Source organism: Streptomyces sp. PsTaAH-137 (assembly GCF_003259365.1).
In the GTDB taxonomy this organism is placed as follows: domain Bacteria; phylum Actinomycetota; class Actinomycetes; order Streptomycetales; family Streptomycetaceae; genus Streptomyces.
The window spans coordinates 21,155-46,440 of record NZ_QLLY01000004.1 but is presented as its reverse complement, the minus strand read 5'-3'; the positions used below and the strand labels follow the sequence as shown (position 1 = coordinate 46,440).

The 25,286-nt window shown below is 71.4% G+C and carries 23 protein-coding genes; 15 read left to right on the top strand and 8 right to left on the bottom strand.

All coding sequences use genetic code 11. From position 1 onward, the window contains the following. Positions 1–11 precede the first annotated feature (11 nt). Complete coding sequence (locus K377_RS09195) at positions 12–683, top strand: response regulator transcription factor (RefSeq protein ID WP_111662732.1); 672 nt, start codon at positions 12–14, stop codon at positions 681–683. A gap of 9 nt (positions 684–692) precedes the next feature. On the opposite strand, the gene K377_RS09190 is transcribed toward K377_RS09195, so the two are convergent. Beyond that, the gene (locus K377_RS09190) at positions 693–1,799 is read right to left on the bottom strand and encodes a DUF5937 family protein (RefSeq protein ID WP_111662731.1); all 1,107 of its coding nucleotides are present in this window, start codon (positions 1,797–1,799) and stop codon (positions 693–695) included. A gap of 158 nt (positions 1,800–1,957) precedes the next feature. Between K377_RS09190 and K377_RS09185 the strand changes: the two genes are divergently transcribed. After that, on the top strand, positions 1,958–2,206 hold the full coding sequence (locus K377_RS09185; protein WP_111663187.1) for a hypothetical protein: 249 nt from the start codon (positions 1,958–1,960) through the stop codon (positions 2,204–2,206). Positions 2,207–2,213: 7 nt separating this feature from the next. Here the strand turns inward: K377_RS09185 and K377_RS09180 are convergent, their stop codons facing one another. After that, positions 2,214–3,368 (bottom strand): low specificity L-threonine aldolase, encoded by a 1,155-nt coding sequence (locus K377_RS09180; RefSeq protein ID WP_111662730.1) that lies wholly within the window; start codon positions 3,366–3,368, stop codon positions 2,214–2,216. 129 nt (positions 3,369–3,497) lie between these two features. On the opposite strand from K377_RS09180, the gene K377_RS09175 reads away from it, so the two are divergent. The 10 genes from K377_RS09175 (at position 3,498) to K377_RS09135 (ending at position 11,742) form a co-directional block, all read left to right on the top strand. Next, entirely contained in the window at positions 3,498–4,433 is a 936-nt protein-coding gene (locus K377_RS09175; protein WP_111662729.1) for a Rossmann-like and DUF2520 domain-containing protein, read from the top strand. Beyond that, complete coding sequence (panC, locus tag K377_RS09170) at positions 4,430–5,416, top strand: pantoate--beta-alanine ligase (protein ID WP_111662728.1); 987 nt, start codon at positions 4,430–4,432, stop codon at positions 5,414–5,416. The genes K377_RS09175 and panC overlap by 4 nt, the downstream gene beginning before the upstream one ends. After that, a complete protein-coding gene (locus tag K377_RS09165; protein ID WP_111662727.1) occupies positions 5,413–7,128 on the top strand; it encodes an L-aspartate oxidase in 1,716 nt (571 codons plus the stop codon). Before panC ends, K377_RS09165 begins: the two co-directional genes overlap by 4 nt. Next, positions 7,125–8,120 carry a carboxylating nicotinate-nucleotide diphosphorylase gene (gene nadC, locus K377_RS09160; protein ID WP_111662726.1) on the top strand — a complete coding sequence of 332 codons (996 nt, stop codon included), beginning with the start codon at positions 7,125–7,127 and terminating at the stop codon, positions 8,118–8,120. Before K377_RS09165 ends, nadC begins: the two co-directional genes overlap by 4 nt. Beyond that, positions 8,120–8,917, top strand: a complete 798-nt coding sequence (locus tag K377_RS09155; protein WP_111662725.1) for a type III pantothenate kinase — start codon at positions 8,120–8,122, stop codon at positions 8,915–8,917. Before nadC ends, K377_RS09155 begins: the two co-directional genes overlap by 1 nt. A 329-nt stretch (positions 8,918–9,246) precedes the next feature. Then, positions 9,247–9,810: a hypothetical protein gene (locus tag K377_RS09150; protein WP_111662724.1), complete on the top strand. Its 564-nt coding sequence runs from the start codon at positions 9,247–9,249 to the stop codon at positions 9,808–9,810. Between the two features lie 13 nt (positions 9,811–9,823). Next, complete coding sequence (locus K377_RS41600) at positions 9,824–9,994, top strand: hypothetical protein (RefSeq protein WP_181512516.1); 171 nt, start codon at positions 9,824–9,826, stop codon at positions 9,992–9,994. A gap of 126 nt (positions 9,995–10,120) precedes the next feature. Then, positions 10,121–10,585, top strand: a complete 465-nt coding sequence (locus K377_RS09145) for a BlaI/MecI/CopY family transcriptional regulator (protein WP_111663186.1) — start codon at positions 10,121–10,123, stop codon at positions 10,583–10,585. Between the two features lie 9 nt (positions 10,586–10,594). Then, positions 10,595–11,158 (top strand): amino-acid N-acetyltransferase, encoded by a 564-nt coding sequence (locus K377_RS09140; protein ID WP_111662723.1) that lies wholly within the window; start codon positions 10,595–10,597, stop codon positions 11,156–11,158. A gap of 248 nt (positions 11,159–11,406) precedes the next feature. Beyond that, entirely contained in the window at positions 11,407–11,742 is a 336-nt protein-coding gene (locus K377_RS09135; protein WP_111662722.1) for an Lsr2 family protein, read from the top strand. On the opposite strand, the gene K377_RS09130 is transcribed toward K377_RS09135, so the two are convergent. Then, on the bottom strand, positions 11,721–12,317 hold the full coding sequence (locus K377_RS09130) for an SCO3374 family protein (RefSeq protein ID WP_111662721.1): 597 nt from the start codon (positions 12,315–12,317) through the stop codon (positions 11,721–11,723). The two genes, K377_RS09135 and K377_RS09130, sit on opposite strands and share 22 nt — an antisense overlap. A gap of 440 nt (positions 12,318–12,757) precedes the next feature. On the opposite strand from K377_RS09130, the gene K377_RS09120 reads away from it, so the two are divergent. Further along, positions 12,758–15,283 carry an ATP-dependent Clp protease ATP-binding subunit gene (locus K377_RS09120; protein WP_111662720.1) on the top strand — a complete coding sequence of 842 codons (2,526 nt, stop codon included), beginning with the start codon at positions 12,758–12,760 and terminating at the stop codon, positions 15,281–15,283. Positions 15,284–15,353: 70 nt separating this feature from the next. Here the strand turns inward: K377_RS09120 and K377_RS09115 are convergent, their stop codons facing one another. Beyond that, on the bottom strand, positions 15,354–18,386 hold the full coding sequence (locus K377_RS09115) for an NACHT domain-containing NTPase (protein WP_111662719.1): 3,033 nt from the start codon (positions 18,384–18,386) through the stop codon (positions 15,354–15,356). A gap of 432 nt (positions 18,387–18,818) precedes the next feature. On the opposite strand from K377_RS09115, the gene K377_RS09110 reads away from it, so the two are divergent. Then, entirely contained in the window at positions 18,819–19,472 is a 654-nt protein-coding gene (locus K377_RS09110; protein ID WP_111662718.1) for a M23 family metallopeptidase, read from the top strand. 10 nt (positions 19,473–19,482) lie between these two features. Here the strand turns inward: K377_RS09110 and K377_RS09105 are convergent, their stop codons facing one another. After that, positions 19,483–20,070 carry a TetR/AcrR family transcriptional regulator gene (locus K377_RS09105; RefSeq protein WP_111662717.1) on the bottom strand — a complete coding sequence of 196 codons (588 nt, stop codon included), beginning with the start codon at positions 20,068–20,070 and terminating at the stop codon, positions 19,483–19,485. Positions 20,071–20,204: 134 nt separating this feature from the next. Between K377_RS09105 and K377_RS09100 the strand changes: the two genes are divergently transcribed. After that, positions 20,205–21,788, top strand: a complete 1,584-nt coding sequence (locus K377_RS09100; RefSeq protein WP_111663185.1) for an MDR family MFS transporter — start codon at positions 20,205–20,207, stop codon at positions 21,786–21,788. Positions 21,789–22,371: 583 nt separating this feature from the next. Here K377_RS09100 and cseC read toward each other — a convergent pair. From cseC to K377_RS09085, 3 genes are read right to left on the bottom strand one after another with little or no spacing between them, the layout of a single operon-like run. Next, positions 22,372–23,754 (bottom strand): two-component system sensor histidine kinase CseC, encoded by a 1,383-nt coding sequence (gene cseC, locus K377_RS09095; protein ID WP_237551460.1) that lies wholly within the window; start codon positions 23,752–23,754, stop codon positions 22,372–22,374. 57 nt (positions 23,755–23,811) lie between these two features. Continuing rightward, complete coding sequence (gene cseB / locus K377_RS09090; RefSeq protein ID WP_111662716.1) at positions 23,812–24,540, bottom strand: two-component system response regulator CseB; 729 nt, start codon at positions 24,538–24,540, stop codon at positions 23,812–23,814. A gap of 52 nt (positions 24,541–24,592) precedes the next feature. Beyond that, on the bottom strand, positions 24,593–25,282 hold the full coding sequence (locus tag K377_RS09085) for a hypothetical protein (RefSeq protein WP_375605920.1): 690 nt from the start codon (positions 25,280–25,282) through the stop codon (positions 24,593–24,595). Positions 25,283–25,286: the final 4 nt, after the last annotated feature.

The window sequence follows — 25,286 nt, the reverse complement described above, 5'->3', positions numbered from 1 at the left end:
GAACGGGATCGATGTCGATCAAGGTCATGCTCGTCGACGACCAGGTGCTGCTGCGCACCGGCTTCCGGATGGTGCTCGCCGCCCAGCCGGACATGGAGGTCGTGGCGGAGGCGGGCGACGGTGTCGAGGCACTGGAAGTACTGCGGGCCACGGCCGTGGACGTGGTCCTCATGGACGTACGCATGCCGAAGCTCGACGGAGTCGAGACGACGCGGCGCATCTGCCAGGACCCGAACCCGCCGAAGGTCCTCATCCTGACCACGTTCGACCTGGACGAGTACGCGTTCTCCGGGCTCAAGGCGGGTGCCTCGGGCTTCATGCTCAAGGACGTGCCGCCCGGCGAACTGCTCACCGCCATCCGCGCCGTGCACAGCGGCGACGCGGTGGTCGCCCCGTCCACCACCCGGCGGCTGCTCGACCGGTTCGCGCCGATGCTGCCCAGCAGCGCCAAGGAGCCGCAGCACGAGCAGCTGGCGCGGCTCACCGAGCGCGAGCGCGAGGTCATGATCCTGGTCGCCCAGGGCCTGTCGAACGGCGAGATCGCGGCCCATCTGGTGCTGTCCGAGGCCACGGTGAAGACGCACGTGGGCCGCATCCTGACCAAGCTCGGCCTGCGCGACCGCGTCCAGGTCGTCGTCCTCGCCTACGAGACGGGACTCGTCAGAGCGGGCGGCGGAGCCTGAGGGGCCGGCTCAGCGCAGCACCCCTTCGATGAAGTCCCCGCCGAGGCGTGACACCACGCTCAGGTCCAACTGGTGCTGCACGTAACGGCCCTGGCGGCGGGTGGTGATCAGGCCCGCCTTCTTCAGCACCGACAGATGCCGGGAGATCTCCGGGGCGGTCATGCCGTGCGAGTCGGCCAGCTCGCCCGTCGTGTACGAGCCGCGCGCCAGGTGGCGGCAGAGCCGCATGCGGACCGGGTGGGCGAGGGCCGACATGCGCAGGGTCAGCTGCTCCACCGAGGTCGGCACGGTGAGGCCGGGGGAGGAGATCGGGTACGTGATCAGCGGCTGCCAGCCCTTGCGGTGCAGCACCCACAGGTGCGGCCACCCCAGGCTGGTCGGGATCAGGACCAGGCTGCCGGAGCCCGTCTTCGTCTGCCCCACGGAGATCTTGTCGACGACGACGGCCCGCCCCGGCTCGTCCAGCGAGACCGACCCCGAGACCGCGGAGAGCGCGTCCGCGACGCCCTTGCGGCGCAGCAGCTCCGTCTTGTGCCGCGCGTCGGCCGCCAACTGGTGATGCACGCGCCCCCACACGTCGGAGAAGAACGCCTCGTCGCAGTCCTGCATCAGCTCCCGGAACCAGGCCCTGATGACGGGCGGATCCTCCAGCAGGCGCTGGGTGAAGCGCACTTGGTGGGTGCCGCGGGCCGCCGCCAGCTCCAGTGCGCGCTCCCGCGCACGCGGGTCGTCGAGCCGGGAGACGTCCCGCGCCGCGTACTCCGACTGGCAGGTGAACTCCAGGGCGGCGTCCACGAACTGCTCGTCGGAGAGCTTGTCCAGCAGGTCCAGCTCCTCGGTGAGCGTGGCGCCGGGCAGGGTGTGCCGGCCCGGTATCCCGGCGGAGGGGGTGAAGACGTCCGAGAACGTCGTCCGCCACAGGAAGTCCGCCTCGCACATCCGGTCCGCGAGACACGGGTCGAGGCGTGCGGTCACGCTCGTCGTCCACCCCTGGAGCCCCGGGTGGTGCGCGGGCTCGGCCAGCGCGTGCAGCGCCGCGCCCATCTCGGCCAGGGGGGAGGGCGCGAAGTGGATCCGCTCGGCCGTCAGGCCGGTGATGTCGATGCGCACGCTCATGACCCCATGGTGCACGCCGCCACCGACAGCCGGGTCCTCGATTGACGGCTCTCGTCAATCGACGTGACCGGGCCGCGACGGAGGGCGCAGTCTCGTGGTCATCGGCCCCCAAGCCTGACAAAGAGCATTTTTCGGGGCGCAGAGTGACAATCGAGATGATGAGCGAGGTGGTCGTCATGACCGTCACCCAGCAGTACGCGCTGGACGTCTACCGGGCCGCACAGCGCGGCGAGGCCGCCCCGCCGGCCCCGCTCCTGAACGAGGCGGCAGCGGTGCGCGATCTGCGCGACTACCGCCGCTTCCGGGCGGTCCTGGCGGAGCGCCCGGCGGGCGGCCGGATCCGCGCCGCGCTGGCCCGGCGCCTGTCCGGGCACCGGGGCCGGCGCGGTCACGCCGCCGGGTGCTGAGTCCGGCTCACGGCAGACGCCGTACGAAGTCCGCGACGGCCGCGCGGACGTCGTCGGCGCTCCACTCCAGGCCCGGCGCGGCGACCGTGACCTCGGTGACGGAGAGCCCCGGCGCCCCGCTCACCGGCCACCAGCGCCCGAACAGCGCCGTCTTCGTCTCCTCCGCCTGGGACACCGCCGCCTCCGTGAGCACGTCGGTGTCGTAGGGCAGCAGCACCCGGAACGCGTGCGTGTGCGGCTCCTCGGGGTGCACCCGGGCCCAGGCGAGGCCCGCCTCGGCGAAGCCCTCCCGCAGCGCCCGCGCCACCACGCGCGCGTGCGCCACGTACTCCGGCAGCCGCGGCAGCTCCCGCTCCAGGCCGACCAGCGCCGCGATCGCCTGCGGGAACTGGTGGAAGACCTGGCCGCCGTAGCGGTGCCGCCAGGCCCTGGCCTCGTCGATGAACGACCGCGGGCCCGCGAGCGCGGCGCCGCTGAGGCCGCCGAGCGACTTGTAGAACGACACGTAGACGCTGTCCGCGAGGTCGGCGATCTCGTCCAGCGGGCGTCCGAAGTGCGTCGTGCACTCCCACAGCCGCGCCCCGTCGAAGTGCACCACCGCGTCCCGCGCGCGTGCCTCCTCGCAGACCTCCTGGAGCTCCTCCCACGTGGGCAGCACGAAACCGGCGTCCCTGAGCGGCAGTTCCACCATCAACGTGCCGAACGGCTCGTCCATGCCGTGCACCTCGTCCGCCGTGAACTGCCGCGCGGCGGTCGTCGGGTGCACCGCGCGCAGGCCGGACACCGTGGACAGCGCCTCCCGCTCGTGGACCTCCGGGTGGGCCAGCGGGTGCAGGGCCACCGTGGAGTTGCCGGTACGGCCCGCCCAGCAGCGCAGCGCGACCTGCTGCGCCATGGTGCCGGTGGGGAAGAACGCGGCGGCCTCCTTGCCGAGCAGCCCGGCGACCCTCTCCTCCAGATCGGCGACGACCCCGTCCCCGTACAGGTCGACGGTGCCGGAAAGGTCGGCCACCGTGCCCGCCGCGTCGGTCAGGCGCGCCCAGTGCTCGCCCATGGTGGCCGTGTGCGGGCCGCGCGCCAGGACGCGCGTCGCGCCCCGGAAAGCGGCGATGCGCCGTGCTGTCTGTTGCTTCTCGTCAGGGACGTCCATGCGCCGCATCATGTCGCACACGCGTACGCGTGCGCTTCCCCACAGCCTGTGGACAGCCGAGGCCCGTCCGGCCAGATAGCGTTAACATGACGAGAAATCGTCCGGTACCCCGAGCGGACTGGAACGGAAGGCCGTCGCCCCGTGACCTCAGCCCCACAGTCACCCCGATCCGAACCCACCGATCCCAAGGACCGGCCCGCCCGCCTCACGGTCGGCGTCGTCGGCGCGGGCCGGGTGGGACCCGCGCTCGCCGCGTCCCTGCAGCTGGCCGGACACCGGCCGGTCGCCGTCTCCGGAGTCTCCGACGCCTCCGTGCGGCGGGCCGCCGCACTGCTCCCCGACGTCCCCCTCGTCCCGCCCGCCGAGGTCCTCGCACGGGCCGAGCTGGTGCTGCTGACCGTGCCCGACGACATCCTGCCCGGACTCGTCGAGGGCTTCGTCGAGACCGGCTCGATCCGGCCGGGCCAGCTCCTCGTGCACACCTCGGGCCGGTACGGCGCCAAGGTCCTCGACCCGGCCCTGCGCGCGGGCGCCCTGCCGCTCGCGCTGCACCCCGCGATGACGTTCACCGGCACCGCCGTCGACGTCCAGCGCCTGGCCGGCTGCTCGTTCGGCGTGACCGCCCCCGAGGAGCTGCGGCTGGCCGCCGAGGCCCTGGTCATCGAGATGGGCGGCGAGCCCGAGTGGATCGCCGAGGAGATGCGCCCGCTCTACCACGCGGCCCTCGCGCTCGGCGCGAACCACCTGGTCACCCTGGTCGCCCAGGCCATGGACCTGCTCCGCGACGCGGGCGTCACCGCCCCCGACCGGATGCTCGGCCCGCTGCTCGGCGCGGCCCTGGACAACGCCCTGCGTTCCGGCGACGCCGCGCTCACCGGCCCGGTCGCGCGCGGCGACGCGGGCACCGTCGCCGCCCATGTCGCGGAGCTGCGCGTGCACGCCCCGCAGGCCGTCGCCGGATACCTCGCGATGGCCCGCGCCACCGCCGACCGCGCCCTCGCCCACGGCCTGCTCAAGCCGGAGCTGGCCGAGGACCTGCTCGACGTGCTGGCCACGGGCGCGGAGGAGACCCGATGAGCGCCAAGATCGTCCACACCGGCGAGGAACTGCGCGCACGCACGCGTACCGGCAAGCGCGTCGTCGTCATGACCATGGGCGCCCTGCACGACGGCCACGCCACCCTCGTCCGCACCGCCCGCGAGCGCGCGGGCACCGACGGCGAAGTGGTCGTCACCGTCTTCGTGAACCCGCTGCAGTTCGGCGCGGGCGAGGACCTCGACCGCTACCCGCGCACCCTCGAAGCCGACGTGAAGATCGCCGGACAGGCGGGCGCCGACCTGGTGTTCGCGCCGTCCGTCGACGAGGTCTACCCCGGCGGACAGCCCCAGGTCCGGATGGCGGCGGGCCCGATGGGCGAGCGCCTCGAAGGCGCCTCGCGCCCCGGCCACTTCGACGGCATGCTCACCGTCGTCGCCAAGCTGCTGCACCTCACGCGCGCGGACGTCGCCCTGTTCGGCCAGAAGGACGCCCAGCAGCTCGCCCTGGTCCGCCGCATGGTCCGCGACCTGAACTTCGACGTCGACATCGAGGCCGTGCCCACGGCCCGCGAGAGCGACGGCCTGGCCCTCTCCTCGCGCAACCGCTATCTGTCGCCGGCCGAGCGCCGCACCGCGCTGGAGCTCTCCCGCGCCCTGTTCGCGGGCCGCGACCGGCACGCCGCCCAGGAGGCCCTGCGCGCGCGTGCCGCCGAGAGCCCCACCCCGCGCGCGCGTGCCCGCGCGCTCGACGCGCTCGGCGAGGCCCGCGCCGCCGCCGACGCGCACGCGGTGGCCTCCCCGGGCGGCCCCGCCGCCGTGCTGGCCGCCGCCCGCCAGGTCCTGGACGAGGCCGCGCGCCTCGGCCCGCCGGTCGAGCTGGACTATCTGGCGCTGGTCGACCCGGCCGACTTCACCGATGTACGGGACGGCTTCGAGGGCGAGGCCGTACTCGCGGTCGCCGCCCGCGTGGGCACGACCCGGCTGATCGACAACCTGCCGCTGACCTTCGGAGGTCACCTGTGACGAGCACAGGCATAGCACTCCACGCCCCCGCCCCCGGCTGGAACCTCGACGCCGACGTGGTCGTCGTCGGCTCCGGCGTCGCGGGCCTGACCGCCGCGCTGCGCTGCGAGGCCGCGGGCCTGCGCACCGTCGTCGTCACCAAGGCCCGCCTCGACGACGGCTCCACGCGCTGGGCGCAGGGCGGCATCGCGGCCGCGCTCGGCGAGGGCGACACCCCCGAGCAGCACCTCGACGACACCCTGGTCGCGGGCGTGGGCCTGTGCGACGAGAACGCCGTGCGCACCCTGGTCACCGAGGGCCCCGACGCCGTACGCCGCCTCATCGCGACCGGCGCCCACTTCGACGAGACCGCGGACGGCGCCCTCGACCTGACCCGCGAGGGCGGCCACCACCGCCGCCGCATCGCCCACGCGGGCGGCGACGCCTCGGGCGCCGAGATCTCCCGGGCCCTGGTCGAGGCGGTCCGCACGCGCGGGCTGCCCACGGTCGAGAACGCCCTGGTGCTCGACCTGCTGACGGACGCCGAGGGCCGCACGGCCGGCGTCTCCCTGCACGTGATGGGCGAGGGCCAGCACGACGGCGTGGGAGCCGTCCTCGCCCCCGCAGTCGTCCTCGCGACCGGCGGCATGGGCCAGGTCTTCTCCGCGACGACGAACCCGCACGTGTCCACCGGCGACGGCGTCGCCCTCGCCCTGCGCGCCGGCGCCGAGGTGAGCGACCTCGAATTCGTCCAGTTCCACCCCACCGTGCTCTTCCTGGGCGCGGACGCCGAGGGCCAGCAGCCGCTCGTCTCCGAAGCCGTCCGCGGCGAGGGCGCCCACCTGGTCGACGCCGACGGCGTGCGCTTCATGGTGGGCCAGCACGAACTCGCCGAGTTGGCGCCCCGCGACATCGTCGCCAAGGGCATCACGCGCCGCATGCAGGAGCAGGGCGCCGAGCACATGTACCTCGACGCGAGGCACTTCGGCCGCGAGATGTGGGAGAAGCGGTTCCCCACGATCCTGGCCGCCTGCCGCGCCCACGGCATGGACCCGGTCACCGAGCCCATCCCGATCGCCCCGGCCGCGCACTACGCCTCCGGCGGCGTCCGCACCGACCTGCACGGGCGCACCACGATCCCCGGCCTGTACGCGTGCGGGGAGGTCGCCTGCACCGGCGTCCACGGGGCGAATCGCCTGGCCTCCAACTCCCTCCTCGAAGGCCTCGTCTACGCCGAGCGCATCGCGGACGACATCAAGAAGGAGCACGCGGAGAATCACCTCCACGCGCGCGTGCCCGCTCCCGTCCCGCACCCCGAGACCCCGGCCCACCCCCTGCTGCCCGCCGAGGCCCGCTTCGCCATCCAGCGCGTGATGACCGAGGGCGCGGGCGTACTGCGCTCCGCTGACTCCCTCGCCGAGGCCGCCGCGCGGCTCGGCCGGATCCACGCCGACGCCGCGGGCGCCCTCGCGGAGCACGGCAAGACGGCCGTCCCCGGCGTCGACACCTGGGAGGCCACCAACCTGCTGTGCGTGGCCCGCGTCCTGGTCGCCGCCGCCCGCCGCCGCGAGGAGACCCGCGGCTGCCACTGGCGCGAGGACCACGCGGACCGCGACGACGCGAACTGGCGCCGCCACATCGTCGTACGCCTGAATCCCGACCGAACTCTGGCCACGCACACCACACAAACAGCAGACTTCCCGGCAACGGTAAAGAACCCTCAGGAGCAGTGACCGACGTGAGCGCCACCCCCGACCTCCCCCTGGCAGACGCCGACACCGGCGGCTGCGGCGACAACTGCGGCTGCGCCGACGCCGACACCGACGTCATGGAGTGCGGCCTCGACCCGTCGCTGGCCCAGCTGCTCCTCGACGCCGGTCTGCACCCCGTCGAGATCGAGGACATCGCCCACATGGCGATCGCCGAGGACCTCGACGGCGGCGTGGACGTCACCACCGTCGCCACGATCCCTGAGGAGGCCGTCGCCACGGCCGACTTCACCGCCCGCGAGGCCGGTGTCGTCGCGGGCCTCCGGGTCGCCGAGGTGATCGTCTCCGTCGTGGCGAGCGACGAGTTCGAGGTCGAGCGGCACGCCGAGGACGGCGACCGGGTCGAGGCCGGCCAGAAGCTCCTCTCCGTCACCACCCGCACCCGCGACCTGCTCACCGCCGAGCGCAGCGCGCTCAACCTCCTGTGCCGCCTCTCCGGCATCGCCACCGCCACGCGCGCGTGGGCGGACGCCCTGGACGGTACGAAGGCCAAGGTGCGCGACACCCGCAAGACCACCCCGGGCCTGCGCTCCCTGGAGAAGTACGCGGTCCGCGCCGGCGGCGGCGTCAACCACCGCATGTCGCTGTCCGACGCGGCCCTGGTCAAGGACAACCACGTCGTCGCCGCGGGTGGCGTGGCAGCGGCCTTCCAGGCCGTACGCGACCGCTTCCCCGGCCTGCCGATCGAGGTCGAGGTCGACACCCTGCACCAGCTCCGCGAGGTCCTCGACGCGGGCGCCGACCTGATCCTCCTGGACAACTTCACGCCGTCCGAGACGGAGGAGGCGGTGGCCCTCACCAACGGGCGGGCGCTCCTGGAGTCCTCGGGCCGTCTCACGCTCGACAACGCGGGCGCGTACGCGCGTACCGGCGTCGACTTCCTCGCCGTCGGCGCGCTGACCCACTCCTCGCCGATCCTCGACATCGGCCTCGACCTGCGGGAAGCGACCGCCTGATGCTGCTCACCATCGACGTGGGCAACACCCACACCGTGCTCGGCCTGTTCGACGGTGAGGAGATCGTCGAGCACTGGCGCATCTCCACCGACGCCCGCCGCACCGCCGACGAGCTCGCCGTCCTGCTCCAGGGCCTGATGGGCATGCACCCGCTGCTCGGCGACGAACTCGGCGACGGCATCGACGGCATCGCCATCTGCTCGACCGTCCCCTCGGTCCTGCACGAGCTGCGCGAGGTCACCCGCCGCTACTACGGCGACGTCCCCGCCGTCCTGGTCGAACCCGGCATCAAGACCGGCGTCCCGATCCTCATGGACAACCCCAAGGAAGTCGGCGCCGACCGCATCATCAACGCGGTCGCGGCCGTCGAGCTGTACGGCGGTCCCGCGATCGTCGTCGACTTCGGTACCGCGACGACGTTCGACGCCGTGTCCGCGCGCGGGGAGTACACCGGGGGCGTGATCGCCCCCGGCATCGAGATCTCGGTGGAGGCCCTCGGCGTACGCGGCGCGCAGCTCCGCAAGATCGAGCTGGCCCGGCCGCGCAGTGTGATCGGCAAGAACACCGTCGAGGCGATGCAGTCGGGCATCGTCTACGGGTTCGCCGGGCAGGTCGACGGGGTGGTCAACCGGATGGCCAAGGAGCTGGCCGACGACCCGGACGACGTCACGGTCATCGCCACGGGTGGGCTCGCGCCGATCATCCTCGGCGAGGCCTCGGTGATCGACGAACACGAGCCGTGGCTGACCCTGATCGGCCTCCGCCTGGTCTACGAACGCAACGTCAGCCGCCTCTGAGGCCCGCTCCCGGGTGCGGGTGCGCCGTGGCCGGTCGCGCAGTTCCCCGCGCCCCTCGAAGATCTGCGTCTGCCCCACGGGGCTCTGTCGCTACCTGCGGGCCGGTGGCCGCTTCTCGCGCAGTTCCCCGCGCCCCTGGACGAGCGGAGCTCGTTTCAGGGGCGCGGGGAACTGCGCGACCAGCCACGACGGCGCCGCACCCGACCGACAACCCGGAAACCCGGTCCGAGCGGAGCGATGGCGCGCCGGAGAATTGCCGGTTAACCCGATTTGCCCGAAATAAGCCGTACCGTCACCCCATGCCCACGCCCTACGGAAACCGCGGCGGCATGGCGTTCGGCGCAGAAGAGCTGCGTGTGCTCCGACGTGCCCTCGCCCTTGCCCTCCACCCCAGCCCCGCCTCGGACACGGACGTCCGGGAATGTCTCCGGCTCGCGGAGTCGGTCGACGAGGCCGCCCGGGAGAGCGCCCGGATGCGGGCGTTCCTGCTCGCCGACCTCGACCGCTACCGGGCCGCCCTGCCCGGCACCGTCACCGGCTACCTGAGCCTGCTCCAGGACGCCCTGGCGGCGGGCCACCAGCCCGGCGCCGACGACCTCGCGGCGCTGCGCGCCCTGCGCGGCAACGCCACGGCGGCGGCCCTGCTCGACCGCTGCCGGGCGCTCGCCGAACAGAGCGTGCGCGACCGGCTCGACGCCCGGCACCGCCCGCGCGTCCCGGCCTCCCGCGCGCGCCTGCTGGCCCTGCCCGGCGGCCGCTGCGCCGCCGACCGCCCCACGGCGCCGGGGCCCGCGACCCCGGAGCGCCCCGTGCCGACCCCGGCCGAGGTGTTCCCGCCCAAGCGCCGCCCCGCCCAGCCCCCGGCCCCGCCGCAGCGACTGGCCGCGGGCTAGCTACTCTGGGGGCATGGAATACGTTTCCGCGCTCGTGCCCCCGGTAGTGATGGCCGCGTTCTTCATCGGCCTGATCGTGACGATCGTGAAGTCGCAGGGCGGCGACAAGAAGGCCAAGGAGGACGCGGCCGTCGACGCCGCCCTCGCGCGCGCCGAGGCCGCCCGGCAGCCCGAAGCCGGCTGACGCCGCGCTCCGGCCCTGGACAGGGGCGCCCCGGCGGGCGCCCCTTTTGGCATTGATCGACGCCGTTCGAGATCTCTCGCCACGTCCGACGGGGAATTGCCGACTTCTCCCACTATTGTGCTCTTCGTGCCGCGCCCCTTGGGAGAACTCGAAGACACAGTCATGACACGGGTGTGGAACTGGAACCGCCCGGTGACGGTGAGAGAAGTGCTGGAGGACCTCCAGCAGGAACGGTCCATCGCCTACACAACGGTCATGACCGTATTGGACAATCTCCATCAGAAGGGCTGGGTCCGCCGGGAAGCGGAGGGCCGGGCTTATCGATATGAGGCGGTCTCCACCCGCGCCGCCTACTCGGCCGCGCTGATGAACGACGCATGGGCGCAGAGCGACAACCCCGCCGCCGCGCTCGTCGCCTTCTTCGGCATGATGTCGCCGCGCCAGCGCGAAGCGCTCCGGGACGCCATGCGGATCGTGCAGCCCGACACCACTTCCGAGGCCGAGCCGGAAGCCGGGCCCGAAGCCACGGCCGAAGTCGCGCCGCCGGAAGTCGTGCCACCCGGAGAAGCGGCCCAGGAGCGCGGGCGATAGCGTCCGGACATGCCAGCAGAGCTCCCCGAAGTCGTCCCGGTCCCCGAATCCTCCGCCCCAAAAGCCATCACCGTACGCCGGGCGCGCACCGCCGATGTGCCGGAGGTCCGCCGACTCCTCGACGCCTACAGCCGACAGGGGATCCTGCTCGACAAAGCCACGGTGACGCTTTACGAGGACATCCAGGAGTTCTGGGTCGCCGAACGCGACGACAACGCCGAGGTCGTCGGCTGCGGAGCCCTGCACATCATGTGGGAAGACCTGGCCGAGGTGCGCACTCTCGCGGTGAATCCACTGGCCAAGGGCTCGGGCGTGGGGCATCAGGTGCTGGAGAAGCTGTTGCAGACCGCGCGCTGGATCGGTGTTCGCCGGGTTTTCTGCCTCACCTTCGAAGTCGAGTTCTTCGCCAAGCACGGCTTCGTGGAGATCGGTGAGACACCCGTCGATACGGTTGACACCGATGTCTACAGCGAGCTGCTGCGTTCCTATGACGAGGGCGTCGCGGAGTTCCTCGGTCTCGAACGAGTGAAACCGAACACCTTGGGTAACAGCCGGATGCTTCTGCATCTGTGATCGCCGCGGACCGATATTCCGGCAAGCGCCAACCACCCGGGCTCTATGTCCGAAACGCGCATGTTTTCGGTCTGCCTGGGCAGCTTCAACTCCTGGATCTCTCCCGGATCTCAGCCAGGGGTTTGTGTTTTTCCGGCAAAAGCGGTTTGCTTTCCGACGTACTGCAGTACTGCATATAACAAGGGGACGGCGAATCAGCGGCCGTGGTCGCAGGGTCGGCCCTTCAGATATCGATGAAAGGAAATCCGGTGGCACAGAAGGTTCAGGTCCTTCTTGTCGATGACCTCGACGGCGGCGAGGCGGACGAGACCGTGACGTTCGCGCTCGACGGCAAGACGTACGAGATCGACCTCACCACCGCGAACGCGGACAAGCTCCGCGGTCTCCTCGACGCGTACGTCAAGGGCGGCCGTCGCACCGGTGGTCGCGCCGCCGGTGGCCGGGGCAAGGCGCGCGCCGCGTCCGGTGGCAACCAGGACACGGCGCAGATCCGCGCGTGGGCGAAGGACAACGGCTACGAGGTCAACGACCGCGGCCGCGTCCCCGCCTCCATCCGTGAGGCCTACGAGAAGGCCAACGGCTGACGCGTCGCTCCGTGCGTCGCACGGCGCAGCCGGGCCCGCTGGCAGTGGGTCGCCGCTGTGTCCACGAGTCGTACGAGATCGGGGGCGCCCCCACCGCCCCCTGCGACCGACCAGGTCGAGACGGCCGACAGGCTCGTCAGGGCCGGCAGCACCGGCTCCACCTCGCGTCCGGGCTCCGGGGGCCGCACCCACACGGCGGCCTCCTGCGAGCCGGCCCGGCCCGGCGGCGTCGGCGCGTCGATGAATCCGCCCGCCCCGACCGCGACGAGGTCCAGGGGGAGATCCCCCCACTCCAGCCAGTCCAGCAGCCCCGGCACCTCGTCCGCGCTGCCGGCGGCCACCAGGAGCTGCATCGTCTCCCCGTTCAACGCCACCGGTGAGCGGGGATCGCACCTGCGCAGCATCCGGAACCCGGCGTCGGCCGGAATCTCCAGTACGTCGAACCGCAGTCCCGTGTGCAGCCGTACCCCGTCGGGGCCGGACTCCGTGGCCCAGCCCAGCTCGTCCTCGTACCACTGCTGGACCGTGAGGACGGCGTCGAGCGGCCGGCGCGGGGCGGGAAAGGGGGCGACCATGCCAGGAGCAACCGCCGGGAGCACCCGCAAGTTACGCAGTGTCGTTGGTTGAATGCGCTCCGTGTCCGAAATGGGGGCGTAAAGGGGTGTTCGGCGGGGCAAGGATGTTCGCCCGTAGCGGAGGGAACCGGCGTGCGCCGCATGGAGTGTCAGTCCCTGCGGGTAAGACATCCCTAGTGGGAGGGTCGACACGCTCGGCCGCGGGAGCCCGCGTTCGCCATCGGCGTAGTGGCGGTGTGGCTATCCGCTTGGCCTGCGGGAACATCGTCTCGCACCATCGGGTTGGAGAGGATGTCGGCGTTCGGGGCAGGAGATCCCCCGGGAAGAAGGCCGGGTGTCGGCAGTTGGAATGAGCGGTCCCCGCTTGCGGGACTAAGCTGCGGAAGGACAGGGAGGGGACCGACCCCTTACTGCCTGACCGCTCTGAGGAGCGATTAACGATGTTCGAGAGGTTCACCGACCGCGCGCGGCGGGTTGTCGTCCTGGCTCAGGAAGAAGCCCGGATGCTCAACCACAACTACATCGGCACCGAGCACATCCTCCTGGGCTTGATCCACGAGGGCGAGGGTGTCGCCGCTAAGGCCCTGGAGAGCCTCGGGATTTCGCTCGAGGCGGTCCGCCAGCAGGTGGAGGAGATCATCGGTCAGGGCCAGCAGGCCCCGTCCGGGCACATCCCCTTCACCCCCCGTGCCAAGAAGGTCCTGGAGCTGTCGCTCCGCGAGGCCCTTCAGCTGGGCCACAACTACATCGGCACGGAGCACATCCTGCTCGGCCTGATCCGTGAGGGCGAGGGCGTCGCCGCCCAGGTCCTGGTCAAGCTGGGCGCAGATCTCAACCGGGTGCGGCAGCAGGTCATCCAGCTGCTCTCCGGCTACCAGGGCAAGGAGACCGCCACCGCCGGCGGGCCTGCCGAGGGCACGCCCTCGACGTCCCTGGTCCTCGACCAGTTCGGCCGCAACCTGACGCAGGCCGCTCGTGAGTCCAAGCTCGACCCGGTCATCGGGCGCGAGAAGGAGATCGAGCGCGTCATGCAGGTCCTGTCGCGCCGTACCAAGAACAACCCGGTCCTGATCGGTGAGCCCGGCGTCGGCAAGACCGCCGTCGTCGAGGGTCTCGCCCAGGCCATCGTCAAGGGCGAGGTGCCCGAGACGCTCAAGGACAAGCACCTCTACACGCTTGACCTGGGCGCGCTGGTCGCCGGCTCCCGCTACCGCGGTGACTTCGAGGAGCGCCTGAAGAAGGTCCTCAAGGAGATCCGCACCCGCGGCGACATCATCCTGTTCATCGACGAGCTGCACACGCTCGTGGGTGCGGGTGCCGCCGAGGGCGCCATCGACGCGGCTTCGATCCTGAAGCCGATGCTGGCCCGCGGTGAGCTCCAGACCATCGGCGCCACCACGCTCGACGAGTACCGCAAGCACCTGGAGAAGGACGCCGCGCTGGAGCGCCGCTTCCAGCCCATCCAGGTCGCGGAGCCGTCGCTGCCGCACACCATCGAGATCCTCAAGGGTCTGCGCGACCGCTACGAGGCCCACCACCGTGTCTCGATCACGGACGAGGCCCTCGTGCAGGCCGCGACCCTGGCCGACCGGTACATCTCGGACCGCTTCCTGCCGGACAAGGCGATCGACCTGATCGACGAGGCCGGTTCCCGGATGCGCATCCGCCGGATGACCGCGCCGCCGGACCTCCGCGAGTTCGACGAGAAGATCGCGGGCGTGCGTCGCGACAAGGAGTCGGCCATCGACTCCCAGGACTTCGAGAAGGCAGCTTCGCTCCGCGACAAGGAGAAGCAGCTGCTGGCGGCGAAGGCCAAGCGCGAGAAGGAGTGGAAGGCCGGCGACATGGACGTCGTCGCCGAGGTCGACGGCGAGCTGATCGCCGAGGTCCTCGCGACCGCCACCGGCATTCCGGTCTTCAAGCTGACCGAGGAGGAGTCCTCGCGTCTGCTGCGCATGGAGGACGAGCTCCACAAGCGGGTCATCGGCCAGAAGGACGCCGTCAAGGCGCTCTCGAAGGCGATCCGTCGTACGCGGGCCGGTCTGAAGGACCCGAAGCGTCCGGGTGGTTCGTTCATCTTCGCCGGTCCGTCCGGTGTCGGTAAGACCGAGCTGTCCAAGGCGCTCGCCGAGTTCCTCTTCGGCGACGAGGACGCGCTGATCTCCCTCGACATGTCGGAGTTCAGCGAGAAGCACACGGTCTCGCGTCTCTTCGGTTCGCCCCCCGGCTACGTGGGCTACGAAGAGGGCGGCCAGCTGACCGAGAAGGTGCGCCGCAAGCCGTTCTCCGTCGTCCTCTTCGACGAGGTGGAGAAGGCCCACCCGGACATCTTCAACTCGCTGCTCCAGATCCTGGAGGACGGTCGCCTGACCGACTCCCAGGGCCGCGTCGTGGACTTCAAGAACACGGTCATCATCATGACGACCAACCTTGGAACCCGTGACATCTCGAAGGGCTTCAACCTGGGCTTCGCGGCTCAGGGCGACACGAAGACCAACTACGAGCGCATGAAGAACAAGGTGTCGGACGAGCTCAAGCAGCACTTCCGCCCCGAGTTCCTCAACCGTGTGGACGACGTCGTCGTCTTCCCGCAGCTGACCCAGGAAGACATCCTCGCGATCGTCGACCTGATGATCGGCAAGGTGGACGAGCGCCTGAAGGACCGGGACATGGGCATCGAGCTCTCCCAGTCCGCCAAGGAGCTGCTGTCGAAGAAGGGTTACGACCCGGTTCTCGGCGCGCGGCCGCTGCGTCGCACGATCCAGCGCGAGGTCGAGGACACGCTCTCGGAGAAGATCCTCTTCGGCGAGCTGCGTCCGGGCCACATCGTGGTCGTGGACACCGAGGGCGAGGGCGAGAACAAGACCTTCACCTTCCGGGGTGAGGAGAAGTCGGCCCTCCCCGACGCCCCGCCGATCGAGGACGCGGCTGCCGGTGGCGGCCCGAACTTGAGCAAGGAGGCGTAGCCCCTCCGGGGTGAGCCAGTGAGAAGGGGGCCGGTGCTTTTCAGCACCGGCCCCCTTTCGCATGCCCGGTTCACCGTGGGATGAGGGTGATCTCGGCGCGGGGGAAGAGCCGGGCGTACCGGTCGGCCGAGAGGGTCTTGCCCGGGAGGTTATGGATGAACACCTGCTTCACGTGGGGGAGCCGGTGCGGCAGGGCATCGATGTCCTCGGAGCCGAGCACCTGGGTCAGGGTCAGGGTGGTGACGCCGGGCAGTTCAGGCAGCTTCGCGAGGGCGCCGGGCAAGACCTGGAACAGGGCGGCGTCGAAGGCCAGGGAGGTCAGAGCCGGCAAGGCGGCGATCTCCTGCCAGTCCATGGTGGGGGGAGTCAGGGTGAACGCCGCGAGGCTCAGGGTCGAGAGCGTCTGCCAGTGCCGGAGGCCCCGCAGCCCGGTCGTCCTGATGGCGTGGTGGTCGAGGAAGAGGAACTCCAGGGGTGCGTCGACGGGCAGTCGCTGAACCAGCGAGGTTCCCGGCACGACACCGGTCAGGGAGAGGCGCCTGAGTGAGCGCAGTCCGGCCAGCCCCGCCACGCTGCCGTCACAGGCGAGGAACGTGAGCGGTAGGGCGGAGAGCGGAGCGACGTCCCGGACATTCGGGCAACCGGCTATCTGAAGCCAGTCGAGCGCATGACACGCGAGCAGGGCGCTCAGGTCTTCGACCATGGGGTTGTCCTGCAGGGCCAGGTAGGTCACCGTGCCGGGTGCTCGAAGCGCGGCAAAGATGTCCCGCAACGTGTGCGGCCCACGGAACAGCAGTTCCCGCCACGGCCGCATCTGTGCCAACGCAGCGACCTGATCGGGGAGTTCACAGGGCAGGTGGAGGTCTTGTCGGACCAGATGGTCCAGCACCTCCGACGCGTACTCCTCCGTCCCGAACCGCTCCCACGTCCCCGCCAGCTGCCGTCGGACATCGAGCGACGCATGCTCCCGGTACCGCCGCAGTACTCCCAGCGCCCCGACCGGCTCCTGCGAGCCCAGGATCGAGGCCGTGATCGTCACCCCGTGGGCCTCCTCGTCGCTGAGCCCCTCCGGGCCCGGCAGCAACTCCAGTACCAGGGGACCCGCCTCGGCCAGTTCCTTCGCGGCGGCGGACGTGCGCGGCGGAATCAAGGCCGCCGCGGCCCGTTCCACCTCCGCCCGCACGTCGGGGGCCAGCGTCGTCGCGTGTTCCAGGCAGGCCAGGGCCAGCAGGGTCAGGCGCGGGGTGCCGGAGGCGAGCAACTCGCGCAGGAGTGCCGGGCGTTCGCCGGGGCGGGCGTGGGCCACCGTCATGCGGATCGCGTCCTCGCCCGACGGGTCGTCGGAGAGGCGCTGGACGAACGGCAGCGCCAGGCCCTCCTCGACGGCGTGCCGGGCGGCCAGGTAGTCCTGGAACGTACGGTGCACGAAGTCGACGACGCCGTCGGCGGGTTGGCGGAGAAGGCCGCTGCGGAGGAGCAGCGCGGAGAGGACCGCCGGAGCATCGCCCAGGGGTGACGCCGAGGCGACCGACGGGAGGCGGCGCTCCAGTGCGGCCTCCGCCGCGTCCCGGCTCATCTCCGTACGGCCGCCGAGGAACAGCGCGTAGGCGAGGTGCTGCAGGAGTTCGAGCTGGGCCTCCTCGCCCAGGTCGACCCCGGCCATGCCGCGTTCCCGGTCGCGTCGCGTCAGCAGCATCGACAGGGCCGCGTCGTACAACTCCTTGCGGCCCGTGGGCAGATAGCCGCGCCGCTCCCGGTGCAGCGCGCAGATCAGCCCGCACATGAGGGGGTTGGTGGCGAGCCGGGCCAGATCGCGCTTGGTGCGCAGCGCGTCCAGGAGCGCACCCTCGTACGCGCCCGCGTCGGCGGCCGTGTGCCAGCGGCGTACGAACGTGGCGACGTCGGCGCCGCGCATCGGCGGCAGCAGCACCTCGCGGAAGCCGGAGTCGGCGAGCCAGTCGGCGCGGACGGCGGTGGGGCGGGAGGTGAGCAGCCAGCGGTTGCCCGCGTACGCGCCGATCAGCGAGGTCACCCAGTCACGGACACGGTGCCGGTCGGCGGCCGGGATCTCGTCGAGCCCGTCCACCAGGACCAGGGCGCGGCCGGTTCCGAGGACCCGCTCGGCCCAGCCGCCGGGGGCGGTCAGCGGGCAGCCGACCGAGGAGAGGAAGTCCGCGGGGGCGGGCAGCGCGGCGGTGCGGACGAGGGTGCGCAGCGGGAGGACGAACGGGACGCGGTCGGCCGCGGTGACCGCCAGCCACTGGATCAGCGTCGTCTTGCCGGAGCCCGCCTCGCCGCGCAGCAGCACCCGGTCGTGATCGTCGTCGAACGCGTCCTCGGCGCGGATCCGGGCCGGCGCGACAGCCGCCGGAAGGTCGTCGAAGGAGCCCGCGGGCGCGGTGGTCGTCGCCTCCAGGCTCAGGTACGCCACCTCCAGCGGCCAGCGTTCGGGCGCGTCCCGCAGGTCGATGCCGTAGATCGTCAGGTGCCGGTGGCGCTCGGCCACGTAGGAGAGGTAGCGCCGCTCGAAGGCGGTGTCCTGGGCGTCGGCGGGCGGGGTGCGGCGGATCAGCTCGTCGGTCTTCGCGAGGAGTTCGTGCTGGCCGCGGCTCTGTTCGACGAGGGTGCGCGCGACGAACGTCGACCGCTGGGTGAAGAACTGCAGGATGTGGTCGCAGGCCCAGCCCGTGACCGTGTCGAGAAAGAGGTCCGCGTCGGCGGAGAGGCCGGGGTCGGGGGCGGCGCGGCGCAGTGCGCGGGCCAGCGCGGTGGGGCCGAGGCGCACGGCCTGTACGTCGTCCATGGCCAGGTCGCCCAGTGCGTGCAGGGTGTCGGCCAGCGCGTGCACGACCGGCTCGGTCTCGGCGGCGGGGAACGGCGGTTCGCCCGGTCCGTCGAGCGCGGCCGTCACCAGGCGGCGGGCGAGGCGGAGCAGGTCGTCGGCGGTGAGGGTGCGTTTCTCGCCGCGGAACGAGACGAGCCCCGAGAGGCGGACGGGCCGGTCGGTGAGGCCGGCTCCCGGGCCCTCCTGGACGATCAGCTTCCGGAGCGCGGGGACGAGCGCGCTCGATGCCAGCCGGGTACCGAGCACAGCGGGATCCATGGCTCGGGAGCGTAGCCCCGATCACACTCGCGGGAGGTTCGATCTTGCTGTTCGGTGACATGACGCACAGGGTCATCAGGGCCTACTAGGGGCGGTAGGAGTCCGGCGGGGTCGTGGGGTGGTTGTTACACGGCTGATGGGTTCGAGTGAAATGTCCGTTTCTCGGGTGTGGCGGGGTGAGGGTGGCCGCGCGGCCCGGGGGAGCCTCCGCGAAGAGGGGTTAAACATCAGATCGGGGGATAAGTCGGACGAATTCCGCCCCTTGATCGACAGCTGTCAAGCAATCAACGTTTTGTGGCAGTTGTACGAGAGTGAGTAGTAGATGGGGCTTTTGGGCGGGCTTGGGGGAGCGGGTTACACAGGGATGGCCGACCCGGTGGCACCAAGCGGTGCGCCGGGTCTCCCCACGTCCCCGAAGCAAGGTCTCCCTCCATGTCGAAGCGCACCCTGTCCCTCCGCCCCGGTACGTCGAAGCTCCGCAACCGTGCCGCCGTCGTGGCCGCCGGCCTCGGAATGACGGCGGCGCTGGGCGCCGGGGCCGCGTTCGCCGCCGACGGGCAGGCCGCCGCACTGCCGAGCGGGGCCGCCGCCTCCGTCAAGGCGCAGGCCGCCGCCCAGGCCAAGGCCGCCACCTCCGCCAAGCAGGTCGCCGCCAAGAAGGCCGCCTCCTGGGTCGACCCGGTCGCCCACTACACCCTCTCCGCGGGCTACGCGCAGGGCGGCAACATGTGGGCCACCGGTCACCACTCCGGCCAGGACTTCGCCGTGCCGACCGGCACCTCGGTCATGGCCGCGCACGGCGGCACCGTCGTCAAGGCCGGCGGCAACGGCGCCGGTGACGGCTCCGCGTACGGCAACGCCGTCGTGATCAAGCACAGCAACGGCACGTACTCCCAGTACGCGCACCTGTCCCGGATCGACGTGCACGTCGGCCAGTCGGTCGCGACGGGCCAGCACATCGCGCTGTCCGGCAGCACCGGCAACTCCAGCGGCCCGCACCTGCACTTCGAGATCCGTACGACGCCGAACTACGGCTCCGCGGTCAACCCCGTCGCCTTCCTGAAGGCGCAGGGCGTGACCGTCTGACCGACGGCTCTCAGTGCTTGTGGGCCTGAGTGATCAGGTCCGTGGCGACCTCGAGGATGGCGAGACGCTTCTCCTCGGGGTCGCCTTCCACGTCCCTGAGGACGAACATCCCCGCGTGCATCGAGAACAGCGCGCTGACGCAGCGCACGCGATCGGTCAGTGAGGCGTCCTCGGGCAGCAGCTGGGTGATCAGGTCGTGCATCCGGTCCTTGAAGTTCTCGCCGATGCTCAGCTCGCGCATCTGCGCCTGGTTCTCCTGCATGAAGCGGAAGAGCGGCGAGGCATCCGACAGTGCCTCGCTGTAGCGGGTGAGGATCTCCCGCTTGGTCTCCAGGGGGACGGGGCGCGGCTGCTCCTTGGCCCAGGTGATCAGCTCGTCGATCGGCCTCATCAGATCGCTGAAGAGGCTGACGAGGATGTCTTCCTTGGTCTTGAAGTGGTAGTAGAGCGCCGCCTTGGTGACGCCCAGCCGCTCGGCGATCTCTCTCAGGGACGTCTTCTCGTAGCCCTGCTCGGCGATCAGTTCGAGGGTCACGTCCTGGATGCGCTGGCGGGTGTCCCCGCGGCGCTGCTGCGGCTTGCTGCTGCCCGTGACCATCTGTGCCCCTTGCTCGCCCGCTCTTGGCTCTCGGCTCTTGGGAGAAAACTTACTTGACGACCGGCTAGTTGTCGCCCTACCTTCCCCATTGTAAGGAACTAGCCGGTCGGCAAGTAAGTGGGAGTGTGGGGGACATGGCGCAGACGAAGAAAGCGGCGGGCAGCGGGGAGCAGGTGAAACAGCCGCAGCCGCGCAGTGTGCGCGTCGTGCTGATGGCGCTGATGATCGCCATGCTGCTCGCCATGCTCGACAACATGATCGTGGGCACCGCGATGCCGACGATCGTCGGTGACCTCGGCGGCATCGAGCACCTGTCGTGGGTCGTCACGGCCTACACGCTCGCCACCGCCGCCTCCACGCCCATCTGGGGCAAGGTCGGTGACATGTACGGCAGGAAGGGCGCCTTCCTGACCTCCATCGTCATCTTCCTGATCGGCTCCGCGCTCAGCGGCATGGCCCAGGGCATGACCGAGCTGATCGCCTTCCGGGCCGTCCAGGGCCTCGGCGCCGGCGGTCTGATGGTCGGCGTGATGGCCATCATCGGTGACCTCATACCGCCCCGGGAGCGCGGCAAGTACCAGGGCATGATGGCCGGTGTCATGGCGCTCGCCATGATCGGCGGGCCGCTCGTCGGCGGCACCATCACCGACCACCTCGGCTGGCGCTGGACCTTCTACATCAACCTGCCGATCGGCGCCGTCGCGCTGATCATGATCACCGCCGTGCTGCATCTGCCGAAGAAGCGCTCGGGCGGTTCCATCGACTATCTCGGCGCCGCGCTGCTCACCGTCGGCATCACCTCGATCGTGCTGGTCACGACCTGGGGCGGCAGCGAGTACGCGTGGGGCTCCGCCGTGATCATGGAGCTCATCGGGCTCGGGGTCGCCGCGCTCGTCGGGTTCGTCTTCTCGCAGACCAGGGCCGCCGAGCCGATCCTGCCGCTGCACATCTTCCGCAGCCGCAACTTCACCCTGATGTCGGTGATCGGCTTCATCACCGGGTTCGTGATGTTCGGCGCCGTGCTCTTCCTGCCGCTGTACCAGCAGTCCGTGCAGGGCGCGTCCGCGACCAACTCCGGGCTGCTGCTCCTGCCCATGCTGCTGTCGATGATGGTCGTCTCGCTCGTCGCGGGGCGGGTCACCACGAACACCGGCAAGTACAAGATGTTCCCGATCGTCGGCAGCGTGCTGATGATCGGCGGGCTGTTCCTGCTCGCGCAGATGGACACCGGCACGTCGCGGTTCATGTCCGGCGTCTACATGGCGGTGCTCGGCGCCGGCATGGGCTGCCTGATGCAGATCACCATGCTCGTCGCGCAGAACAGCGTCGAGATGAAGGACATGGGCGTCGCGTCCTCGTCGACCACGCTGTTCCGGACGCTGGGGTCGTCGTTCGGTGTCGCCATCATGGGCGCGCTGTTCAACAACAAGGTGCAGGACGTCATGGCCGAGCGGGCGGGTGCGCTCGGCGGCAGGATGACCGAGAAGTCGGCGCAGCTGGACGCCGCGAGTCTGGCCAAGCTGCCGGCGCCGGTGCGCGAGGCGTACGAGTTCGCTGTGTCGTCCGGGACGCATGTGGCGTTCCTGCTCGGGTCGGTCGTCGCGGTCGTGGCGTTGATCGCGGCCGTGTTCGTCAAGGAGGTCGCCCTGCGCGGGGGGCCTGCCGGCGAGGACCAGGACGCTGTGCCCGGCGGGGCCGTGGTGGCGGAGCCCGTCTGACCGTCCGGCCTGCCGAGCGGCTTCCGGTGCTTCGGCGCCGGGGGCCGCTTTCGCTTTGGCGGGCGGTCGGGCTCCCTGGAGCCGCGCCGCCGGGGCCGCGCCCCGGGGCCCTTCGTTCGGGTGCGGGCCGGTGGGGGCTGGTCGCGCAGTTCCCCGCGCCCCTGGGGGGTTCGTTCGTGTGCGGCGCCGTCGTGGCTGGTCGCGCAGTTCCCCGCGCCCCTGGGGGTTCGTTCGTGTGCGGCCCGGTGGCCGCTTCTCGCGCAGTTCCCCGCGCCCCTGAGATGCGCACTTCGTGCGGCATCTCATCAGGGGAAGGCGCGCGAAGCGCAGCCTTCAGGGGCGCGGGGAACTGCGCGACCAGCCACGACGAGAGGCGCGCGTGGGAACTGGTTTTAGGGGCGCGGGGAACTGCGCGACCAGCCACGACGAGAGGCGCGCGTGGGATCTGGTTTTAGGGGCGCGGGGAACTGCGCGAGAAGCCCCCACCGGGGCGCGGATGAAGGACTGCCCAGGGGCGCGGGGAACTGCGCGAGAAGCGGGCACCGGGCTGCACCCGGAGAACGAGTGGCGGGCCCGCGCAGGTTCACATGGTGTCGGGCAGTCGGAAGATCGGGAAGCTGCCCGTGTTGGTCGGGGCGTGTTCGGGCAGCCAGAGCACCGCCACCGCGCCCTCGGCCGGGGTACCGGATGCCGCGCCCGGCGGGCGTACGTTGCGGAACGTGAGGCGGGCACCCAGCACCTGGGCCTGACCGGCCGCGATGGTCAGCCCGAGCCCGTGCCCGTGCCCGGCACGGTCGGCCGCGCCGGTGCGGAACCGGCTGGGCCCCTCTTCGAGCAGGTCCTCCGGGAAACCGGGACCGTGGTCGCGGACCCGGATGACCCGGCCCTCGACGCTGACCTCTATCGGCGGCCGTGCATGCTTGGCGGCGTTCGCCAGGAGGTTGAACAGGATGCGCTCCAGACGGCGCGGATCCGTGGTCACCTCCGACTCGTGTATGACGCTGACCGTGATCCCGTCGAAGGCACGGGCCGCGACCCGGCGGCTGACGAACTCGCCCAGCATGATGTCCTGCAACTCGGCCCGCTCCGCCGAACTGTCCAGACGGGCCACCTCCAGCACATCCTCGACGAGCGTCCGCATCGCCTGCGCCCGGTCCTTGACCAGCTCGCTGGGCCGCCCGGGCGGCAGCAGCTCGGCGGCGGTGAGCAGCCCGGTGACCGGCGTGCGCAGCTCGTGCGCGATGTCCGCGGTGACCCGGCGCTCGGCCTCAAGGCGCTGCTTGAGCGCGTCGGCCATGGCGTCCACGGCCTGCGCGAGGTCATCGGTCTCGTCCCGGACGACCCCGCCGATGGCCTCCCGTACGCGCACGTGCGTCTGCCCCTGCGCGACCTCCCGGGCCGCGCTCGCCGCCTTGCGCAACCGCCGCGAGAGCTGGCCGCCGATGAGCACCCCGAGCGCGCTGCCGCCGAAGACGACCGCGATGGAGCCGATGATCAGCGCCTGGTCGAGGTCCTTCATCACGGTCGCGCTGCGATCGGTGAACCGGGTGTGCACCGACAGCACGCCCCCGTCGGCCAGCGGCACCGCGGCCCAGATGTCCGGCACCCCGTCGGACGGCTCGGACACATAGGTGGCGCGGCGCCCGTCGAGCACCTTGGCGCGCAGCTCGGCGGGGAGCGCCGGATCGTCGACCCGGAAGCCGACCGGCAGATTGCCGCCGCGCGCCTCGTACTGCCGCTGCACGAACTGGATCCGCTCGTCCTGCACGTCCCGGGCGTTGTCCAGCATCGAGACCCGTGCCGCGTTGTGCACGACCAGGCTGAGCGCGATCGCCACCAGCGCCCCGACCAGCGCGATGGCCACGCTGATCTTCCAGCGCACGCCACTGCGCAGGCTGCGCCGCAGCCGCCGCGGCAGCAGATGCCGCAGCCGCGCCGTCCCGGGCCTGTCCGCGGGCCCCCTCATATCTGCTGTCCCATCCCGTTCCACCAGGCCGTGCCCGGCCCGTGCCGTCGAGCCGGCTCAGGCCTTCAACTTGTAGCCGAAGCCGCGGACCGTCTCGATCCGGTCCTGGCCGATCTTGGTGCGCAGCCGCTGCACATGGACGTCGACGACGCGGGTGTCCCCGCCCCAGCCGTAGTCCCACACGCGCTCTAGCAGCTTGTCGCGGGACAGGACCGTGCCGGGCGCCGAGGAAAACTCCAGGAGCAGCCGCATCTCGGTCGGCGTCAGCGCCACCTGCGTACCGCCCTTGGTGACCTCCATGCCCTCCGTGTCGATCTCCAGATCGCCGAAGTGCAGCACGGCACCGGGACCGGCGTCCGCCGTCTCCGCGCCGCCGGAGCCGCCCGCCGCCGGACCGCCCGCGTGCCCGAAGCGGCGCAGCACGGCCCGGATCCGGGCCACGAGCACCGCCCCGTCGAACGGCTTGGTCACGTAGTCGTCCGCCCCCGCCTCCAGGCCGAGCACGACGTCGATGGAGTCCGCGCGCGCGGAGAGCATGATCACCGGGACGGTCGACTCGTCGCGGATCCGGCGGCACAGCGAGACCCCGTCGAGCCCCGGCACCATCACGTCGAGCAGCGCGATGTCGGGCCGGTCCGCGCGGAACGCCTCCAGGCCCGCCAGCCCGTCCGGCATCGCGGTGACCACGAAACCGTCCCGCTCCAGGGCGAGCTGGGTGGCCTCGCGGATGACGTCGTCGTCCTCGACGAACAGGACGTGGGTCTGCTCGCCCCTGCGCTCCGCCATGTGCTGCTGTCCCTTCCGTTCCCGTACCGTCCGAGCCGTCCCGCCGGCCGCGTCAGCCGTCCTCCGGCGCGGGCGACGCCGACTCCCCGTCCACCGCGTGGCTGTAGTCGTTGTGCGTGCGCTCCACCTCGGTGAAGCGGCCGCCGCTCCAGCGGTAGGTGAGGATCTCCTCGCCCGACGGAGAGGAGACGGAGTCGCCCTTCTCGTACACCTGCTTGGTGACCACGAGATCACCTCGGTCGATCTCCGCGTACACCGGGGGTTCCTCGGCCTGGAAGACATTCTTGTACGTGCCGTCGTCGTCGCGATACACGTACGTGCCGATGCCCACGGCATCGCCGCAGGTCATCACGTTCACCACGATGTCGTTCGACGTACCGCCGGTCAGGTTCCCGTAGCTCACGTCGACCGGGTACTCCTTGGCCACGCACGGCTTCAGGTCGCGCTTGATGTCGGCGCTGACCTTCGGGTCGTCCTTCACCAGCCGCACCGCGTTCACCGACGCGGGGGTCGGGGACGGGGAGGGGGGTGCGGCGGCCTCGTCCGGCTCGGGGCTCACCGTGGCGGCCGGCGCGGTCGAGCCGACCGGGTCGGTCCGGGCGGGCCCCTCGTCACGGGCGCCGGTGCCGCCCGCCGAGCAGGCCGCGAGCGCCCCGGCGAAAAGCCCGAGGGCGGCGAGCCCGGCCAGTACCGGACTCCCCGCCTTGCCTGCCCGAAGGGTCCCTCGAAGGACTCGGTGCAGGATC

Bases quoted from the DNA above. Each gene is read 5' to 3' on its own strand.
- K377_RS09195 (WP_111662732.1), top strand. From the start codon at position 12: ATGTCGATCAAGGTCATGCTCGTCGACGACCAGGTGCTGCTGCGCACC.
- K377_RS09190 (WP_111662731.1), bottom strand. From the start codon at position 1,799: ATGAGCGTGCGCATCGACATCACCGGCCTGACGGCCGAGCGGATCCAC.
- K377_RS09185 (WP_111663187.1), top strand. From the start codon at position 1,958: ATGAGCGAGGTGGTCGTCATGACCGTCACCCAGCAGTACGCGCTGGAC.
- K377_RS09180 (WP_111662730.1), bottom strand. From the start codon at position 3,368: ATGATGCGGCGCATGGACGTCCCTGACGAGAAGCAACAGACAGCACGG.
- panC (WP_111662728.1), top strand. From the start codon at position 4,430: ATGAGCGCCAAGATCGTCCACACCGGCGAGGAACTGCGCGCACGCACG.
- K377_RS09155 (WP_111662725.1), top strand. From the start codon at position 8,120: ATGCTGCTCACCATCGACGTGGGCAACACCCACACCGTGCTCGGCCTG.
- K377_RS09150 (WP_111662724.1), top strand. From the start codon at position 9,247: ATGGCGTTCGGCGCAGAAGAGCTGCGTGTGCTCCGACGTGCCCTCGCC.
- K377_RS41600 (WP_181512516.1), top strand. From the start codon at position 9,824: ATGGAATACGTTTCCGCGCTCGTGCCCCCGGTAGTGATGGCCGCGTTC.
- K377_RS09140 (WP_111662723.1), top strand. From the start codon at position 10,595: ATGCCAGCAGAGCTCCCCGAAGTCGTCCCGGTCCCCGAATCCTCCGCC.
- K377_RS09130 (WP_111662721.1), bottom strand. From the start codon at position 12,317: ATGGTCGCCCCCTTTCCCGCCCCGCGCCGGCCGCTCGACGCCGTCCTC.
- K377_RS09120 (WP_111662720.1), top strand. From the start codon at position 12,758: ATGTTCGAGAGGTTCACCGACCGCGCGCGGCGGGTTGTCGTCCTGGCT.
- K377_RS09115 (WP_111662719.1), bottom strand. From the start codon at position 18,386: ATGGATCCCGCTGTGCTCGGTACCCGGCTGGCATCGAGCGCGCTCGTC.
- K377_RS09110 (WP_111662718.1), top strand. From the start codon at position 18,819: ATGTCGAAGCGCACCCTGTCCCTCCGCCCCGGTACGTCGAAGCTCCGC.
- K377_RS09105 (WP_111662717.1), bottom strand. From the start codon at position 20,070: ATGGTCACGGGCAGCAGCAAGCCGCAGCAGCGCCGCGGGGACACCCGC.
- K377_RS09100 (WP_111663185.1), top strand. From the start codon at position 20,205: ATGGCGCAGACGAAGAAAGCGGCGGGCAGCGGGGAGCAGGTGAAACAG.
- cseC (WP_237551460.1), bottom strand. From the start codon at position 23,754: ATGAGGGGGCCCGCGGACAGGCCCGGGACGGCGCGGCTGCGGCATCTG.
- cseB (WP_111662716.1), bottom strand. From the start codon at position 24,540: ATGGCGGAGCGCAGGGGCGAGCAGACCCACGTCCTGTTCGTCGAGGAC.